The organism is Bradyrhizobium liaoningense (assembly GCF_018130785.1).
Lineage (GTDB): Bacteria > Pseudomonadota > Alphaproteobacteria > Rhizobiales > Xanthobacteraceae > Bradyrhizobium > Bradyrhizobium liaoningense_A.
In genome coordinates this window covers 47,972-63,676 of record NZ_JAFCJT010000013.1, presented here as the reverse complement: position 1 = coordinate 63,676, position 15,705 = coordinate 47,972, and the positions used below count along the sequence as shown (strand labels likewise).

Annotated in this window: 16 protein-coding genes; 9 read left to right on the top strand and 7 right to left on the bottom strand. The window is 65.0% G+C overall.

Annotated features, from left to right (window positions below; all coding sequences use genetic code 11):
- Window positions 1–57 precede the first annotated feature (57 nt).
- On the top strand, window positions 58–849 hold the full coding sequence (locus tag JQ627_RS24190; RefSeq protein ID WP_212486608.1) for a Bax inhibitor-1/YccA family protein: 792 nt from the start codon (window positions 58–60) through the stop codon (window positions 847–849).
- A gap of 227 nt (window positions 850–1,076) precedes the next feature.
- Window positions 1,077–1,607: a GNAT family N-acetyltransferase gene (locus tag JQ627_RS24185; protein WP_212486607.1), complete on the top strand. Its 531-nt coding sequence runs from the start codon at window positions 1,077–1,079 to the stop codon at window positions 1,605–1,607.
- 16 nt (window positions 1,608–1,623) lie between these two features.
- Here JQ627_RS24185 and JQ627_RS24180 read toward each other — a convergent pair whose 3' ends face one another.
- The 3 genes from JQ627_RS24180 to acnA all read right to left on the bottom strand — a co-directional run bounded on the left by JQ627_RS24180 (window position 1,624) and on the right by acnA (window position 6,315).
- Complete coding sequence (locus tag JQ627_RS24180; RefSeq protein ID WP_212486606.1) at window positions 1,624–1,995, bottom strand: DUF2794 domain-containing protein; 372 nt, start codon at window positions 1,993–1,995, stop codon at window positions 1,624–1,626.
- 588 nt (window positions 1,996–2,583) lie between these two features.
- A complete protein-coding gene (locus tag JQ627_RS24175) occupies window positions 2,584–3,360 on the bottom strand; it encodes a thioredoxin family protein (protein ID WP_212486605.1) in 777 nt (258 codons plus the stop codon).
- A gap of 234 nt (window positions 3,361–3,594) precedes the next feature.
- Window positions 3,595–6,315 carry an aconitate hydratase AcnA gene (acnA, locus tag JQ627_RS24170; RefSeq protein WP_212486604.1) on the bottom strand — a complete coding sequence of 907 codons (2,721 nt, stop codon included), beginning with the start codon at window positions 6,313–6,315 and terminating at the stop codon, window positions 3,595–3,597.
- Window positions 6,316–6,558: 243 nt separating this feature from the next.
- Here acnA and ccmA point away from each other — a divergent pair, with 243 nt between their 5' ends.
- The 5 genes from ccmA to JQ627_RS24145 all read left to right on the top strand — a co-directional run bounded on the left by ccmA (window position 6,559) and on the right by JQ627_RS24145 (window position 9,507).
- Window positions 6,559–7,161, top strand: a complete 603-nt coding sequence (ccmA, locus tag JQ627_RS24165; RefSeq protein ID WP_212486687.1) for a heme ABC exporter ATP-binding protein CcmA — start codon at window positions 6,559–6,561, stop codon at window positions 7,159–7,161.
- Between the two features lie 82 nt (window positions 7,162–7,243).
- Window positions 7,244–7,912 carry a heme exporter protein CcmB gene (ccmB, locus tag JQ627_RS24160; RefSeq protein ID WP_212486603.1) on the top strand — a complete coding sequence of 223 codons (669 nt, stop codon included), beginning with the start codon at window positions 7,244–7,246 and terminating at the stop codon, window positions 7,910–7,912.
- 91 nt (window positions 7,913–8,003) lie between these two features.
- Complete coding sequence (locus JQ627_RS24155) at window positions 8,004–8,735, top strand: heme ABC transporter permease (protein WP_212486602.1); 732 nt, start codon at window positions 8,004–8,006, stop codon at window positions 8,733–8,735.
- Window positions 8,732–8,917 carry a heme exporter protein CcmD gene (gene ccmD / locus JQ627_RS24150; protein ID WP_212486686.1) on the top strand — a complete coding sequence of 62 codons (186 nt, stop codon included), beginning with the start codon at window positions 8,732–8,734 and terminating at the stop codon, window positions 8,915–8,917. Before JQ627_RS24155 ends, ccmD begins: the two co-directional genes overlap by 4 nt.
- Window positions 8,914–9,507, top strand: coding sequence for a DsbE family thiol:disulfide interchange protein (locus JQ627_RS24145; protein ID WP_212486601.1), 594 nt, complete (start codon window positions 8,914–8,916; stop codon window positions 9,505–9,507). Before ccmD ends, JQ627_RS24145 begins: the two co-directional genes overlap by 4 nt.
- A 228-nt stretch (window positions 9,508–9,735) precedes the next feature.
- Here the strand turns inward: JQ627_RS24145 and JQ627_RS24140 are convergent, their stop codons facing one another.
- Together JQ627_RS24140 and ftsY are read right to left on the bottom strand one after the other, a co-directional pair.
- Window positions 9,736–10,338 carry a septation protein A gene (locus JQ627_RS24140; protein WP_028150498.1) on the bottom strand — a complete coding sequence of 201 codons (603 nt, stop codon included), beginning with the start codon at window positions 10,336–10,338 and terminating at the stop codon, window positions 9,736–9,738.
- Between the two features lie 2 nt (window positions 10,339–10,340).
- The gene (gene ftsY, locus JQ627_RS24135) at window positions 10,341–11,288 is read right to left on the bottom strand and encodes a signal recognition particle-docking protein FtsY (RefSeq protein ID WP_212486600.1); all 948 of its coding nucleotides are present in this window, start codon (window positions 11,286–11,288) and stop codon (window positions 10,341–10,343) included.
- Window positions 11,289–11,348: 60 nt separating this feature from the next.
- Here ftsY and JQ627_RS24130 point away from each other — a divergent pair, with 60 nt between their 5' ends.
- Complete coding sequence (locus tag JQ627_RS24130) at window positions 11,349–12,050, top strand: RluA family pseudouridine synthase (RefSeq protein WP_212486599.1); 702 nt, start codon at window positions 11,349–11,351, stop codon at window positions 12,048–12,050.
- 254 nt (window positions 12,051–12,304) lie between these two features.
- Complete coding sequence (locus JQ627_RS24125; RefSeq protein WP_212486598.1) at window positions 12,305–13,414, top strand: DUF2336 domain-containing protein; 1,110 nt, start codon at window positions 12,305–12,307, stop codon at window positions 13,412–13,414.
- A gap of 133 nt (window positions 13,415–13,547) precedes the next feature.
- On the opposite strand, the gene mtaB is transcribed toward JQ627_RS24125, so the two are convergent.
- A complete protein-coding gene (gene mtaB, locus JQ627_RS24120; protein ID WP_212486597.1) occupies window positions 13,548–14,801 on the bottom strand; it encodes a tRNA (N(6)-L-threonylcarbamoyladenosine(37)-C(2))-methylthiotransferase MtaB in 1,254 nt (417 codons plus the stop codon).
- Window positions 14,801–15,676, bottom strand: a complete 876-nt coding sequence (dapF, locus tag JQ627_RS24115) for a diaminopimelate epimerase (protein ID WP_212486596.1) — start codon at window positions 15,674–15,676, stop codon at window positions 14,801–14,803. The genes mtaB and dapF overlap by 1 nt, the downstream gene beginning before the upstream one ends.
- Window positions 15,677–15,705 lie beyond the last annotated feature (29 nt).

Below are 15,705 nucleotides of genomic sequence, written 5' to 3'. Positions count from 1 at the left end.
GAACCGGCGGCATGGCGACCCTCATGCCGGACCGGGCCAACCAACGGGAATTCGACCATGTCGGACCTAGACCGTAACTACGCTTCTCCTTTCGGCAGGGCCGCCGGGCGTGTCGACGCCGCGACGGTCGATGCCGGTCTGCGCGCCTACATGCTGCGCATCTACAATTACATGAGCATCGGCCTGGCCATCACCGGCCTTGCCGCTCTCGGCGTCTATATGGCCGCCGTGACTGACGTTCCGACCCCGGAAGCGGTCCGCGTCGGCAAGCTGTTCCTGACGCCGTTCGGCTACGCGATGTTCGTCAGCCCCCTGAAGTGGCTATTCATGCTCGCGCCGCTCGCGATGGTGTTCGTGATCTCGGCGGGCATCAACCGTCTCGCCCCCTCGACCGCCCAGATCCTGTTCTGGGTGTTCGCGGCGCTGATGGGCATCTCGCTGTCGTCGATCTTCCTGGTGTTCACGCACACCTCGATCGTGCGGGTGTTCTTCATCACCGCGGCCACGTTCGGTGCGCTGAGCCTCTACGGCTACACCACCAAGCGTGACATGACCGGAATGGGCTCATTCCTGTTCATGGGCCTGATCGGCATCATCATCGCGAGCCTGGTCAACCTGTTCCTGGCGAGCTCGGTGCTGCAGTTCGTCGTGTCGGTGGTCGGTGTGCTGGTGTTCGCCGGCCTCACCGCCTGGGACACCCAGCGGCTGAAGAACGACTACATCTACGGCTATGCCTCGGCCGGCGGTGAAATCGCAGAGCGTGCGGCTATCACTGGCGCCCTGTCGCTGTACCTGAACTTCATCAACCTGTTCACGCTGCTGTTGCAGCTCCTCGGCCAGCGCGACTAACCACTGGACCTGAGCGAACGGACACAGACCCCGGCCGAAAGGCCGGGGTTTTTGTTTGCGCCGAGGTCTTTCCCCGAACGCCGCCATGGCGAGGAGCTCTTGCGACGAAGCAATCCAGAGACCCTCCGCGGACGCATTTCTGGATTGCTTCGCTGCGCTCGCAATGACGGCGGAGAGGCGGCCTCTCCCTCTTCCAGCCGCCCCGGGAAGCCTCTAATCTTCCCGCCATGTCCGCACCTGAAATCAGGCCTACGACCGAGGCCGACCTCCCCGCCATCGCCGCCATCTACCAGCAGGCTGTCCGCGAGGGCACCGCGACGTTCGAGCTGGAGCCGCCCGACCTTGCCGAGATGACGCGCCGCTATCGCGCGCTGATCGACGGCGGCTACCCCTACTTCGTCGCCATCCTCGACGGACGCGTGGCCGGCTATGCCTATGCCGGCGCCTACCGGCCGCGGCCGGCCTACCGCTTCACGGTCGAGAACTCGATCTATCTCGATCCAGGCTTCCACCGCCGCGGCATCGGCTCGTTGCTGCTGGAGCGGCTGATCACCGAATGCGAGGCGCGCGGCTTCCGCCAGATGATCGCGGTGATCGGCGATTCCGCCAATGCCGGTTCGATCGGCGTGCACACGCGCGGCGGCTTCAAGATGATCGGAACGCACCCCAATGTCGGGCTGAAATTCGGCCGCTGGCTCGACACGGTGATGATGCAGCGCGACCTCGGCGAGGGCGCGAGCACGGTGCCGGGGCAGTAAAGACCTCGTAGCCCGCCTACACCACCGCCAGCTTGCGATCGATCACCAGCAGCACGCGCTCGAGCTCGTGGCCGCGGCGCAGGATCAGGCCGGTCGCCGAGATCACGCTGTACATGCCCTGCTTGCGCGCCAGCCGCGGGTCTTTCTCGATGCGATAGATCGGCACCTCCGAGGCGCGGCGGAACACCGAGAACACGGCGCGATCCCTGAGGAAGTCGATGGCATAGTCGCGCCACTCGCCATCGGCGACCATGCGGCCGTAGAGATTGAGGATGCGATGCAGTTCGAGCCGGTTGAACGTCACCCGGGTCGGTTGGACGTTCGCAGCGGCGGGGTGCGCCACTGCGCGCTGCCCGCTCGGATCGACATCCTCCGGCGTCAGACTCATCGCGCGCCTCCTCATCTCGCGGCATGATCGCGTCCGCGAAGACCGTCCCCGGAACCGCGGATCATGACAGTTGCATGATTGCGCCAACCGTCCCCCATCGCAAGGGGCTCTTCACTCAACTCATTGAATCAGGTGCGAATCGGAGCACACGCAGGAGTGGAACTCTGTCGCGGCAAACCGTCACGGGATCGTTAGAAGGAATCTTGATATCGCCGCTTTTCCGCCAAGCGCCTGCCGCCCTGCATTGCGACAAGACCTGTGTGCGTTGACCCGGTCCTTTCGGTTCCGGATTCCTCAGCCCCCAGCCCCCCGGGGCCGTCGGGATCGGGTCTGTACGCGCGACAAGGAGGGCCAACGCAAGTTGGTCCTTTTTGGTTTGTGGTTGGACGTTTCCGGGGCGCTGTCATTCCGGGGCGCGCCTCTTGGCGCCAGCTGTGGTGCGCGATTGCGCACCTGAGAATCCATTTCTCAGCTCAGATTGTGGATCGATGGATTTTCAGGTGCGCAATCGGGCACCTGAGCTCGCGCTTCGCCCGCCCCGGAATGACGAGACTAATTACCTTGAGACGTTCTTGAGCGTGCTTCGCTTCAGTGCAGCGACGTGTACGCTGCGCCGAGCATCGCACCCGGCTTTTCACGGTTGCCGTCCTGGACATAGACCACGGCGCCGTCGACGCCGTCGCGCGTGAGATTTTCCAACGGCACCGTCCAGCTTTCCGGACGTCCGTTCCAGTCGCCGACCTTGAGCAGGTTGCGCACGACGTTGTGATAGGTGAGCTGCTGCCCGCGATTTTCGCCACGGCCAATCGCGATCGGCACCGATTTCGTGATCGAGCAGATCCAGACCTCGCCATGAGAGACCGCCGGCTCCTTGCTCGCCGCCACCGAGACGTTGATCTGCTTGCCCGCAAGCGACATCGTCACCGGCACGCTCATCACGCCCGTGCCCTTGTCGGTCTTGCCGATCGCGCTCTCGATTCCGGCGCGGTCGCTGCCGATAACATGCGTCGAACCATTGACCACGACTTGCGGCGTATAGACCTCGCGGTCGCCGCGCATGCGCGAATAGGCGCGCTGCCGCGCCGAGAAGCGCGAATCCGCAAGCGTGTCCTTCCAGCCGAGATAATCCCAATAATCGATCGGCATGCTCAGCGCGATGATAGACGGGTCTTTGGAGAGATCGCCGATGACCTGGTCGGCGGGGGGGCAGGAGGAGCAGCCCTGCGATGTGAAGAGCTCGACCACGGCGCGGGGCTCAGCCTCGGCGGGACGGATGACGGCGACGATCGCGCAGAGACCGAGTGCTCCCGACCAGAGGGCACCGGACCAGCGCGAAACCAGATGAGAAGCCGTCATTGTTGTCATGTCGAACGCCGCACACCATTGCTCGTGAGAAGGGAAATCTTATCGCCTGATGGTCACCGTAGTCTTACGGGGCGCGGCATATTCATCCGTCCAGGCAAGCGTCCAAGGGGACGTTTTCCGCCGGGCGGGCCCATCTGAATCGTGCCGCAAACGCGCGAAGGCGGCCTTTTGATAGGCCGCCTTCGTTTAACCTTCTACTCACTTCGCAGTGAGCCACCGTTCACAAATCCGCGCTTACGCCGCGAGCTTGCGCAGCACGTAGTGCAGGATGCCGCCGTTGCGGTAGTAGTCGAGCTCGTCCAGCGTATCGATGCGGCAAAGCAGCGAGACGCGCTGCAGCGAACCGTCACCGGAGACGATCTCCGCGGTCAGCTTCTGACGCGGCTTCAGGTCGCCGACGAGGCCGCGCAGCGTGACCTTCTCGTCGCCTTTCAGGCCGAGCGACGACCACGAGGTGCCTTCCTCGAAGGTCAGCGGCAGCACGCCCATACCGACCAGGTTGGAGCGGTGGATACGCTCGAAACTCTGGCAGATCACGGCGCGAACGCCGAGCAGGCGCGTGCCCTTCGCAGCCCAGTCGCGCGACGAGCCGTTGCCGTATTCGGCGCCGGCGAACACCACCAGCGGCACCTCTTCCTGCTGGTACTTCATCGCGGCGTCGTAGATCGACATCTGCTCGCCGTCGGGCCAGTGCTTGGTGAGACCGCCCTCGGGAATGTTGCCATCCGCGCCCTTGAGCATGAAGTTCTTGATGCGGATGTTGGCGAAGGTGCCGCGCATCATGACTTCATGATTGCCGCGTCGCGTGCCGTACTGGTTGAAGTCGGCCGGACGCACCTGGTGCTCGCTGAGATATTTTCCGGCGGGCGAGGTGAGCTTGATCGAACCGGCCGGCGAGATGTGGTCGGTGGTGATCTTGTCGCCGAACATGGCGAGGACGCGCGCCTCGACGATGTCGGTGACCGGCTCCGGCTCCTTCTTCATGCCGTCGAAATAGGGCGGGTTCTGCACATAGGTCGAGCTCATGTTCCAGCGGTAGGTCTCGCTCTCGACCGTCTTGATCTTGCGCCAGTTGGTGTCGCCCTTGAACACGTCGGCATACTTCTTCTTGAAGATCGACGCGGTCACGAACTTCTTCATGAAGGCGTTGATCTCCTTCGTCGTCGGCCAGATGTCCTTGAGGTACACCGGCTTGCCGTCCTTGCCTTCACCGAGCGGCTCGACGGCGAGGTTCTTGGTGACGCTGCCCGCGAGCGCGTGGGCGACGACCAGCGGCGGCGAGGCGAGATAGTTCGCCTGCACGTCCGGCGAGACACGGCCTTCGAAGTTGCGGTTGCCGGAGAGCACGGCGGCGGCGACGATGCCGTTGTCGTTGATCGACTTCGAGATCTCCTCCGGCAGCGGGCCGGAATTGCCGATGCAGGTGGTGCAGCCGAAGCCGACAAGGTTGAAGCCGACCTTGTCGAGATCTTTCTGCAGACCGGAATCGGCGAGATAACCGGCAACCACCTGGCTGCCCGGAGCGAGCGAGGTCTTCACCCACGGCTTGGCCTTGAGGCCCTTCGCAGCGGCATTACGTGCCAAGAGGCCGGCGCCGATCAGCACACTCGGATTCGAGGTGTTGGTGCAGGAGGTGATCGCGGCGATCACGACGTCGCCGTGACCAATCTCGTAATCCTTGCCGTCGACGGCGAAGCGCTTGTTGGGTTCCTCGGCCTTCTTGTATTCGGTGCCGAGCGCGAGCGAGAAGCCTTCGGCGACCGACGGCAGCGCGATGCGGCCTTCGGGACGCTTCGGACCGGCCATCGAGGGAACGACGTCGCCGAGGTCGAGGGTCAGCGTTTCGGTAAAGACCGGATCGGCCGACTTGGCGGTGCGGAACAGGCCCTGCGCCTTGGCGTAGGCCTGCACCAGCGCGACGCGCGCCGAGGCGCGGCCGGAGGTCTTGAGGTAGTCGAGCGCGGCGGCGTCGACCGGGAAGAAGCCGCAGGTCGCGCCGTATTCGGGGGCCATGTTGGCGATCGTCGCCTTGTCCGCGACGGAGAGGTGGTCGAGACCGGGGCCGAAGAACTCGACGAACTTGCCGACCACGCCGAGCTTGCGCAGCATCTGCGTGACGGTCAGCACGAGGTCGGTCGCGGTGACGCCTTCCTTCATCGCGCCCTTCAGCTTGAAGCCGACGACGTTGGGCAGCAGCATCGACAGCGGCTGACCGAGCATGCAGGCTTCCGCCTCGATGCCGCCGACGCCCCAGCCGAGCACGGCGAGACCGTTGACCATGGTGGTGTGGGAGTCGGTGCCGACCAGCGAGTCGGGATAGGCGACCTCGAAGGTGCCGGTCTTCTTGCCGACCGTCATCTTCTCCTTCTTGGTCCAGACCGTCTGGGAGAGATATTCGAGATTGACCTGATGGCAGATGCCGGTGCCGGGCGGCACGACGGAGAAGTTCGAGAACGCCTTCTGGCCCCACTTCAGGAACTCGTAGCGCTCCTGGTTCTGCTTGTATTCCTCGGTGACGTTCTTGCCGAAGGCCTTGTTGTCGCCGAAGAAGTTCACGATCACGGAGTGGTCGATGACGAGATCGACAGGCACCAGCGGGTTGATCTTCTCGGCATCGCCGCCGAGCTTCTGCATCGCGTTGCGCATCGCGGCGAGGTCAACGACGGCCGGCACGCCGGTAAAGTCCTGCATCAGCACGCGGGCCGGGCGGAATGCGATCTCATGCTCCAGCGACTTCTTGCGCAGCCACTTCGACACCGCGACGATGTCGTCCTTCTTGACCGAGCGGCCGTCCTCATTGCGCAGGAGGTTCTCGAGCAGGACCTTCATCGAGTAGGGGAGTTTCGAAATTCCCTTCAGACCATTCTTCTCGGCCGTGGGCAGGCTGTAATAGACATAGGTCTTGGCGCCGACCTTGAGGGTCTTTTTGCATTTGAAGCTGTCGAGCGAGGTCATGTAGGAAATCCCAATTGTTAGTTATACCCGGCAAGGGGTATTTTAACACCGTCAGCGAATCCGGCTGGGTCGCTTGCAGGGGCAGGTTGAGTTGCTGCATCAAGTAGTTCCGGGCTTATAGAAGCTTTCTAACCGCGCCGCCACAGCCACAATCGTGCCGCAGCAATTCGCGAGCCAAAAATTCCCATGCGCTACCCCAAGTTTTCCTGAGGCCTGGCTTTGAGCGGGTTGAACCAAGGCAAGATGCAGCTGTCCGGACGCGGGGTCGTTTGCGTCCGCGGCGGCCGCGAGGTGTTTTCCGGGCTCGATTTCGAGGCGGTCTCGGGCGAAGCGGTGGCGGTCGTCGGCCGCAACGGATCGGGCAAGACCTCGCTGCTGCGGCTGATCGCGGGTCTGCTCATTCCGGCCGGCGGGACAATCGCGCTGGATGGTGGCGATGCCGAGCTGACGCTGCCGGAGCAATGCCACTATCTCGGCCATCGCGACGCCCTGAAGCCAGCCCTGAGCGTGGCGGAAAATCTGTCATTCTGGGCCGATTTTCTGGGCGGCGAGCGCTGTGACGCCGCCAAGAGCCTCGCCATCGTCGGGCTCGACCATGCCACCCATTTGCCCGCCGCTTTCCTGTCCGCCGGCCAGCGCCGCCGGTTGTCGCTGGCCCGGCTCCTGACCGTCCGTCGGCCAGTCTGGCTGCTGGACGAGCCGACCAACGCACTGGATGTCGCCGGCCAGGACATGTTCGGCGGGCTGATGCGGGAGCATCTGGCCCGGGGCGGCATGATCATCGCGGCGACTCACGCGCCGCTGGGGATCGATTCGCGGGAGCTGCGGATTGGGGGGTCGGTGTGATGGGGCTGGACCCTCAGCTTTTCGAGCGGCCGGGCTCCGCCCCCTCCGTTTCCTCCCCCTTGGGGCACGACGGGAGCACCCCATGACCGCCCTCTCCGCCCTCATTCGCCGGGACGTCCGGATCGCGCTCCGCGTCGGCGGCGGGGCGCTGATAGGGGTGCTGTTCTTCCTGACCGTGGTCGTGCTGATGCCGTTCGCGGTGGGGCCGGATCTGGCGCTGCTGTCGCGGCTCGGGCCGGCCATTCTCTGGCTCGGCGCGCTGCTGGCGAGCCTGCTCACCCTAGACCGGCTGTTCATGGCCGACCATGAGGACGGCTCGCTCGACCTAATCACGATGAGCCGGACGCCGCTGGAACTCGCCTGCGCCGCCAAGGCGCTGGCGCATTGGCTCGCCGCTGGCCTGCCGCTGATTGTCGCAACCCCCGTGCTGGGACTGCTGCTCAACCTCGACATGGTCGCGACCGGCGCGGTGGCGCTGACGCTCCTGGCCGGCACACCGGCGCTGACCTTCACCGGCATGATCGGCGCGGCGCTTGCGGTGACGCTGCACCGGGGAGGGCTGCTGATGGCCGTGCTGGTGCTGCCGCTGTCGATCCCCGTGCTGATTTTCGGGGTCGCGGCCTCGCAGGCCGTGATCGTCGGTCCGATGTCGTTCGGCGCGCCGTTCTCGATCCTGTGCGCGCTGTCCCTGGTCAGCCTCGTGGTCGGCCCCTTCGCCGCGGCGGCGAGCCTGCGCCATGGCCTCGATTGAGATGGGCTGGACCGACCTTGACCCCGATCAACTTTCGCTACGCGCTTTTATGCTGATTGCGTGAGTGCCTACCTGTGATTATCAAAATACCATGACGCTGATCGACCTCGCCAATCCGACACGGTTCCTAGCGCTGACGGCGCGCGTGCTGCCGTGGCTTGCGGCCGCGACCGTCATCCTGCTCACGATCGGCCTCTACCAGTCCGCCCTTGCGCCCGACGATTATCAGCAGGGCGCGACGGTGAAGATCATGTTCATCCACGTGCCCAATGCCTGGCTCTCGATGTTCGTGTGGGGCGTGATGAGCATCGCCTCATTGGGCACGCTGGTGTGGCGGCATCCGCTCGCCGACGTCGCCGCCAAAGCGGCAGCACCGATCGGCGCCGCCTTCACCTTCCTCGCGCTGCTCACCGGATCGCTGTGGGGCCGGCCGATGTGGGGCACCTATTGGGAATGGGACGCGCGGCTGACCTCGGTGCTGATCCTATTCCTGATGTATCTCGGCCTGATGGCGCTGTGGCGCGCGGTCGACGATCCCTCGCGCGCGGCGCGCGCGGCCGCGGTGCTGACGCTGGTCGGGGCGATCAACCTGCCCATCATCAAGTTCTCGGTCGACTGGTGGAACACGCTGCACCAGCCGGCATCGGTGATGCGCATGGGCGGCTCGACGCTCGACAAATCGTTCCTGATTCCGCTGCTGCTGATGGCGATCGCATTCACGCTGCTGTTCGTCACGCTGCATTTGGCTGCCATGCGCAACGAGATTTTGCGCCGCCGCGTCCGCTCGCTGCAGATGATGCAGGCGAGCCAGAAAGCAGCATAACGATGTCGCTCGGCCCCTACGCGTCCTTCATCGTGACGTCTTACGCGGCTGCGGCGTTCGTCGTCGTGATCCTGATCGGCTGGATCGTGCTCGACTATCGCAGCCAGACGGAGCGCCTGCGCGAGCTCGACCGCAGCGGCGTTACCCGCCGTTCCGGCCGCAGCGCGACGGATCGGTCATGAGTGACCAACAAACCTCCGCTCGGCCGCAGCGCCGCACCTTCCTGATGGTGCTGCCGCTGGTCGCCTTCATCGCCCTGGCGCTACTGTTCTGGTTCCGGCTCGGCAGCGGCGATCCCTCGCGGATTCCCTCCGCGCTGATCGGGCGGCCGGCCCCGCAGACCACGCTGCCGCAGCTCGAGGGATTGCAGGCCGACAACGCGCAGGTGCCGGGCCTCGATCCCGCCGCGTTCAAGGGCAAGGTCAGCCTCGTCAATGTCTGGGCTTCCTGGTGCGTGCCCTGCCATGACGAGGCGCCGCTCCTGACCGAGCTCGCCAAGGACAAGCGCTTCCAGCTCGTCGGCATCAACTACAAGGACGCGGCCGACAACGCGCGCCGTTTCCTCGGCCGCTATGGCAACCCGTTCCGCCGCGTCGGCGTCGATGCCAACGGCCGCGCCTCGATCGAATGGGGCGTCTATGGCGTGCCGGAGACGTTCGTCGTCGGGCGCGAAGGCACCATCGTCTACAAGCTGGTCGGGCCGATCACGCCGGACAATTTGCGCACGGTGCTGCTGCCGCAGATGGAGAAGGCGTTGAAGGCGGGGAGCTAGCTCTGCGCTCGTGCGAACGAAGGCGCCGCCCCACACACCGCTGTCATGCCCCGCCACCGGGTCTCGCCTTCGGCGAGCCCGATGACAGGCTCCGCCGGGGCATCCAGTACGCCGCGGCCTCTCCATATCTCACTGCTGTCTCTGGAATACTGGATCGCCCGATCAAGTCGGGCGATGACAGTTGAGTTTGTGGCTGGTCTCAGCGCGCAATGAGGAACCGAGAGCAACTCACCCCTTCCTCACATCGCCCGCCTCGGCCTCGCTCGCCTCCAGCGACGCCGGCTCGATCCCGTAGCGCTTGGTTAGCGGCATCTGGGCGATGGCGAAGATCATCGTGATCGGCGTGACGCCGAACACCTTGAAGTTCACCCAGAAATCCGTGCTCTGGGTGCGCCAGACGATCTCGTTGAGCACCGCCATACCGGCGAAGAACAGCGCCCAGCGCAGCGTGAGGATGCGCCAGCCCTGCGGCGTCAGGTTGAACATCTGGTCGAACATCACGGCGATGAAGGAGCGGCCGAACAGCAGGCCGCCGCCGAGGATCGCCGCGAACAGGCCGTAGATGATGGTCGGCTTGACCTTTATGAAGGTCTCGTCGTGCAGCACCAGCGTCAGCGTGCCGAACACCAGCACGATCACGCCTGTGACGATCGCCATGATTGGGATGTGGCGCGTCACCACATAGGACGCGATCATCGCCGCGACGATCGCGACCATGAAGGCGCCGGTCGCGGCGAACAAATTGAACTTCGCATTCACGAAGAAGAAGACGAGCAGCGGACCGAGCTCGGTCGCAAGCTTGAACAGCGGATGCGGCTGGGTCTTGTCCATTCTCAACTTTCGATTCCGGCGATCGCACGGGCGAAATCGCGTGCGGTGAACGGCGCGAGATCGTCGACGCCTTCGCCGACGCCGATGAAATACACCGGCAGTTTGAATTTCTCCGCGAGTGCCACCAGAATGCCGCCGCGCGCGGTGCCGTCGAGCTTCGTCATCACGAGGCCGGTGACCCCGGCGGTGCGATGGAAGGCCTCGACCTGCGACAGTGCGTTCTGACCGACCGTAGCATCAAGCACCAGCAAGACGGCATGCGGCGCAGTGTCGTCCACCTTGCGGATCACGCGCACGACCTTTTCGAGCTCGTTCATCAGCTCGGCCTTGTTCTGCAGGCGGCCGGCGGTGTCGATCAGGAGGACGTCGACGCTCTGCTCCTTCGCCGCCGTCAGCGCATTGAAGGCAAGGCTCGCCGAATCCGAGCCCTGCGCGCCCGCGACGACCGGTGTCTTCGTGCGCTCGCCCCACACCTTGAGCTGCTCGATGGCCGCCGCACGAAACGTGTCGCCGGCGGCCAGCATCACCTTGCGGCCTTCGGACGAGAATTTCTGCGAGAGTTTTCCGATGGTGGTGGTCTTGCCGGAGCCGTTGACGCCGACCACGAGGATGACGAACGGCTTCTTACCGGTATCGATCTCGAGCGGCTTGGCGACCGGCGCCAGCACCTTCTCGACCTCGATGGCGACGACGTCCTTGACCTCGTCCGCCGAGATCGCCTTGTCATAGCGCCCGGTCCCGACGGCGTCCGCGATCCGCACCGCGACCGAGGTGCCGAGGTCGGCGCGCAGCAGCACGTCCTCGATGTCGTCGAGCATGGCGCGGTCGAGCTTGCGCTTGGTGACGAGGTCGGCGACCGCGGTCCCGAGCGAGGACGAGGTGCGCTTCAGCCCGTTGGACAGGCGGCGCCACCAGCTCAGCTTGGGGGGATCTGACGTGGTATCGTTCATGGCGGGGGTGTGTTAGCCGTTCCGGCTCCCAAACGAAAGTCTTGACCGAAAGTCCTGCGATTGCTCGATGTTCCCCAATTGACGGCCGATGAAATCCTGGCGCGCGTGCTCCATCGCGACGGGCTGATGCTGATCATCGACAAGCCGGCCGGCCTGCCGGTGCATCGCGGTCCCAAGGGCGGCGCCAATCTGGAGGACTCCTTCGATGCGCTGCGGTTCGGCCTGCCGCGGCCGCCGGTGCTGGCCCACCGGCTGGACAAGGACACCTCCGGGTGCCTCGTGCTCGGCCGCCATCGCAAGGCGACCGCCTCGCTCGGCCTCCTCTTCAAGCACGGCAAGATCGGCAAGACCTACTGGACCGTGGTCGAGGGCGGCCCTGCCGAGGACGAAGGCACCGTCGACATGCCGCTCGGCCGGCTCAATGCCGAACGCGGCTGGTGGCAGAAGCCCGACCCGGAGGGTCAGAAGGCGATCACCAACTGGAAGGTGATGGGCCGGGGCGACGGCTTCACCTGGCTCGCCATGGAACCCGTGACCGGGCGGACCCATCAATTGCGGGTGCATTCGTCCGCGACCGGCTGGCCGATCTTCGGCGATAATATTTACGGCAACGGCCCGCGCTTCGGCGAGCCGCTTCTGCATCTGCATTCCCGCGAGATCGTGGTGCCGATCTCCCGGAACAAGGAGCCGATCCGCGTCGTGGCGCCGGCCCCGCCCCACATGCACGAAAAACTCCGCACCTGCGGGTGGAATGGGGAATAGTCTTTTGGACGCTCATGGCGAGGAGGCCGCGTAGCGGCCGTCTCCGGACGATGCTCCGCATCGCCGGGAGAACCATGAAAGGCCCCGATATCGCCCGCGGCCAGCCTTCGAGACGCCGCTTTGCGGGCTCCTCAGGACGAGGAACAGCACCCCGCTACCGGGCCATGGTTTACGAAACGTTCAGTGCTCGCCTCTAATGATAACGGCTGCTTAGAACAAGCTTCCGTCAATCCGCTCAGGACGAGCAACGCGTCATGTCCACGGCCGAGCTATCGATCATCGACGAGGTCGAATCCGCGATTCGGCTTGGCTCGGCGGAAAAGGGCCTGGAAACGGCCCGCCGCGTCACCGAGCTGTTCCTCTCCTCCGCCGGAAGCTTTGACGACGAGCAGATCGCACTGTTCGACGACGTGCTCGAGCGCCTGATCGGCACCATCGAGCTGCGCGCCATCGCCGACATGGGCGCGCGCGTGGCGCTGGCCGAGATCAGCGCGCAGCTCGCGCCGATCGCGCAGGCGCCGCCGTCCGTGATCCGCCGCCTCGCCAACAATGACGAGATCCGCATCGCCGGTCCCGTGCTCCAGGAATCCGCGCGCCTCGACGATGGCGAGCTGGTGAAGATCGCATCATCCAAGGGCGAGACGCATCTGCTCGCGGTCGCCGGCCGCTGGTGGCTCAAGGAGATCGTGACCGACGCGCTGCTGGCGCGCCGCTATCCCAGCGTCAGCCGGCGCCTTGCCGCCAATCCCGGCGCGCGCGTTTCGGGCAATGGATTTGCCGTCATCGTCGGGCAGGCCGAGGCCGATCCCGAGCTCGCCGTGAGCGTCGGCGTCCGCGTCGACCTGCCGTCCGACTTGCGCCGCCAGTTGCTGCGCTCGGCCACGGATGCCGTGCGGACCCGGCTGCTGTCGCGCGCACCGCCGCATCTGTTCGAGGAGATCCAGGGCGCGATCGCCGCCGTCACCGTCGGTGTCGAGCGCGAGATGTCGGGCGTCCGGGATTTCGAAGGCGCCAAGCGGGCGATTGCGAATCTCAAGGCGACCGGCCAGCTCAGCGAGGCCACATTGTTCGGCTTCGCCGCGCAGCGGCGCTACGAGGAAGCCGTAGCGGCATTGGCGGCGTTGTCCGGATCGACCGTCGAAGTGATTCGCCCGCTGATGCAAAGCCTGCGCGAAGACGGCCTGCTGGTGCCGTGCAAGGCGGCCCAGCTCAGCTGGGAAACGACCGCCGCCGTACTCGAGAGTCGCTTTGCCACCGGCGCGATGAAACCCGCGGACATCGCGAGGGCGCAGGGGCATTATGCGAGGATGACGCCGGAGAATGCGCGGCGGACGCTGCGGTTCTGGCAGGTCAGGGCGTTGTAGGTTTGCTGCTCATCACACACTCCGCTGTCATTGCCCGCGAAAGCGGGCAATCCAGTATTCCAGAGACGGCAGCGATAGAACCGAGGAGCCGCGGCGTACTGGGTCGCCCGGTCAAGCCGGGCGACGACACTGCCTATACTGTCAGCCGCTCGCCATCGCTGCCGGCAATCACCAGCGGCACCACACGGCCAACACGTTCGCCCGCGATCGCCACCGGCAGATAATGCTCCGTACGGCCCTGGCTGTCGCTCTCGATCAGCACATCGCGCGTCGTACCCACTTCCTCTTGCAGCCGCCGCCGTAATGCCGCTTCGCCCGCCGCACGCAGCCGCTTCGCCCGCTCCTTGATCGCGCCGCCTGCGACCTGAGGCATCCGCGCGGCCGGCGTGCCGGGTCGTGGGGAATACGGAAAGACGTGCAGGAACGTCAGACCGCACTCCTCCACGAGATCCAGCGAGCGGGAAAACATCTCCTCGGTCTCGGTCGGAAAGCCCGCGATGATGTCGGCGCCGAAGGCGATGTCCGGGCGCAAGCGCCGCACGTGGTCGCAGAACGCGATCGCGTCGTTGCGCGAATGCCGCCGTTTCATGCGCTTCAAGATCATGTCGTCGCCGGATTGCAGCGACAGGTGCAGATGCGGCATCAGGCGCGCATCGTCGGCGATGGCATCAAGCAGGTCGTTGTCGGCCTCGATCGAATCGATCGAGGAGATGCGCAGGCGCTTCAGCTCCGGCACATGCCGCAAGATCTGCTTCGTCAGCATGCCGAGTTTTGGCGTACCCGGCAGGTCGGCGCCATAGCTGGTGAGGTCCACACCGGTCAGAACGATCTCGGCATGGCCGCGCGCAACAAGCACCCGCACCTGATCGACCACCGCGCCCATCGGCACCGAGCGTGAATTGCCGCGGCCGTAGGGGATGATGCAGAACGTGCAGCGATGGTCGCAGCCGTTCTGCACCTGCACGAACACGCGCGGCAGGCCGCTCGCAAAGCCATCGATCAGATGCGGCGCCATCTCCTTCACCGCCATGATATCGCTGACGGCGATTTTTTCGCTCGCACCGAGATCGAATGCGGCACGCGCATCGCGCCAGGCTTCACTGCGCATCTTGTCGTCATTGCCGAGGACGCGATCGACCTCGGCCATGTCTGCGAACATCCGGCTCTGCGTCTGCGCCGCACAGCCGGTGACGACGATGCGCGCACCCGGCCGTTCGCGCTTCAATTTACGGATCGACTGGCGCGCCTGCGCCACCGCTTCGTTGGTGACGGCGCAACTGTTGATGACGATCGTGTCGGAGAGGCCCACGCCCTCGGCCTCGCGCCGGATCAATTCGGCCTCGAAGGCATTGAGGCGGCAGCCGAAGGTGACGATGTCGATGGCCATCAGCCGACCGGCGCGAACAGCGCCGGATCGAAATTGCCTTCGTATTCGAAGGTCGCGGGGCCCGTCATCAGCACATGGTCGTCGCGTTCACGCCATTCGATCCCGAGCTTGCCGCCGGGCAGCGTGATCTCGACATTGCGCTCGGTGCGCTTCAGCCGCGCGGCAGCAACCGCGGTCGCACAGGCCGCCGAACCGCATGCTCTGGTCAGGCCCGCGCCGCGCTCCCAGGTGCGGATCGTGATGTGCTGGGGATCGACGATATGGGCGAGCGTGATGTTGGCACGTTCGGGGAATATCGGATGATTTTCCAGCAGCGGACCGAAGCGCTCGAGATCGTAGGCGTTGACGTCCTCGACCCAGAAGATCGCATGCGGATTGCCCATGCTCACCACGGAAGGCGAATGCAGGATCGGATTGTCGATCGGCCCGATCTGCAATTCGATGTAGCGTGTGTCGCGAAACTCTTCCGCCAGCGGAATGTCCTGCCAGCCGAACTTCGGCGCGCCCATATCGACGGTGTAGAGATCGGGCGCCGGACCCTGCCAGCAATTGAGCAGGCCCGCAGCCGTCTCGAACGTGGCCGTGGTCTGCCCGGTCTTCTCGAAGATGCGCCGCACCACGCAGCGCATGCCGTTGCCGCAGGCACCCGCCTCGGAGCCATCATTGTTGTAGATGCTGATGAAGGCCTCGGTACCGTCGAACCGCGGCTTCTGGAGCACCATGAGCTGGTCGTAGGGCACGCCGCCCCGCGCCGACGCGACCGCGCGGGCATCGTCCGGCGTCACCGGCGCGGCGGAATCACGCATGTCGACAACGACGATCTCGTTGCCGATGCCGTTCATCTTGGCAAATGCGTGGTTGGCCAGCGCGCTCATGAAAATTCCCGAATTTCGCCTGCCTTATA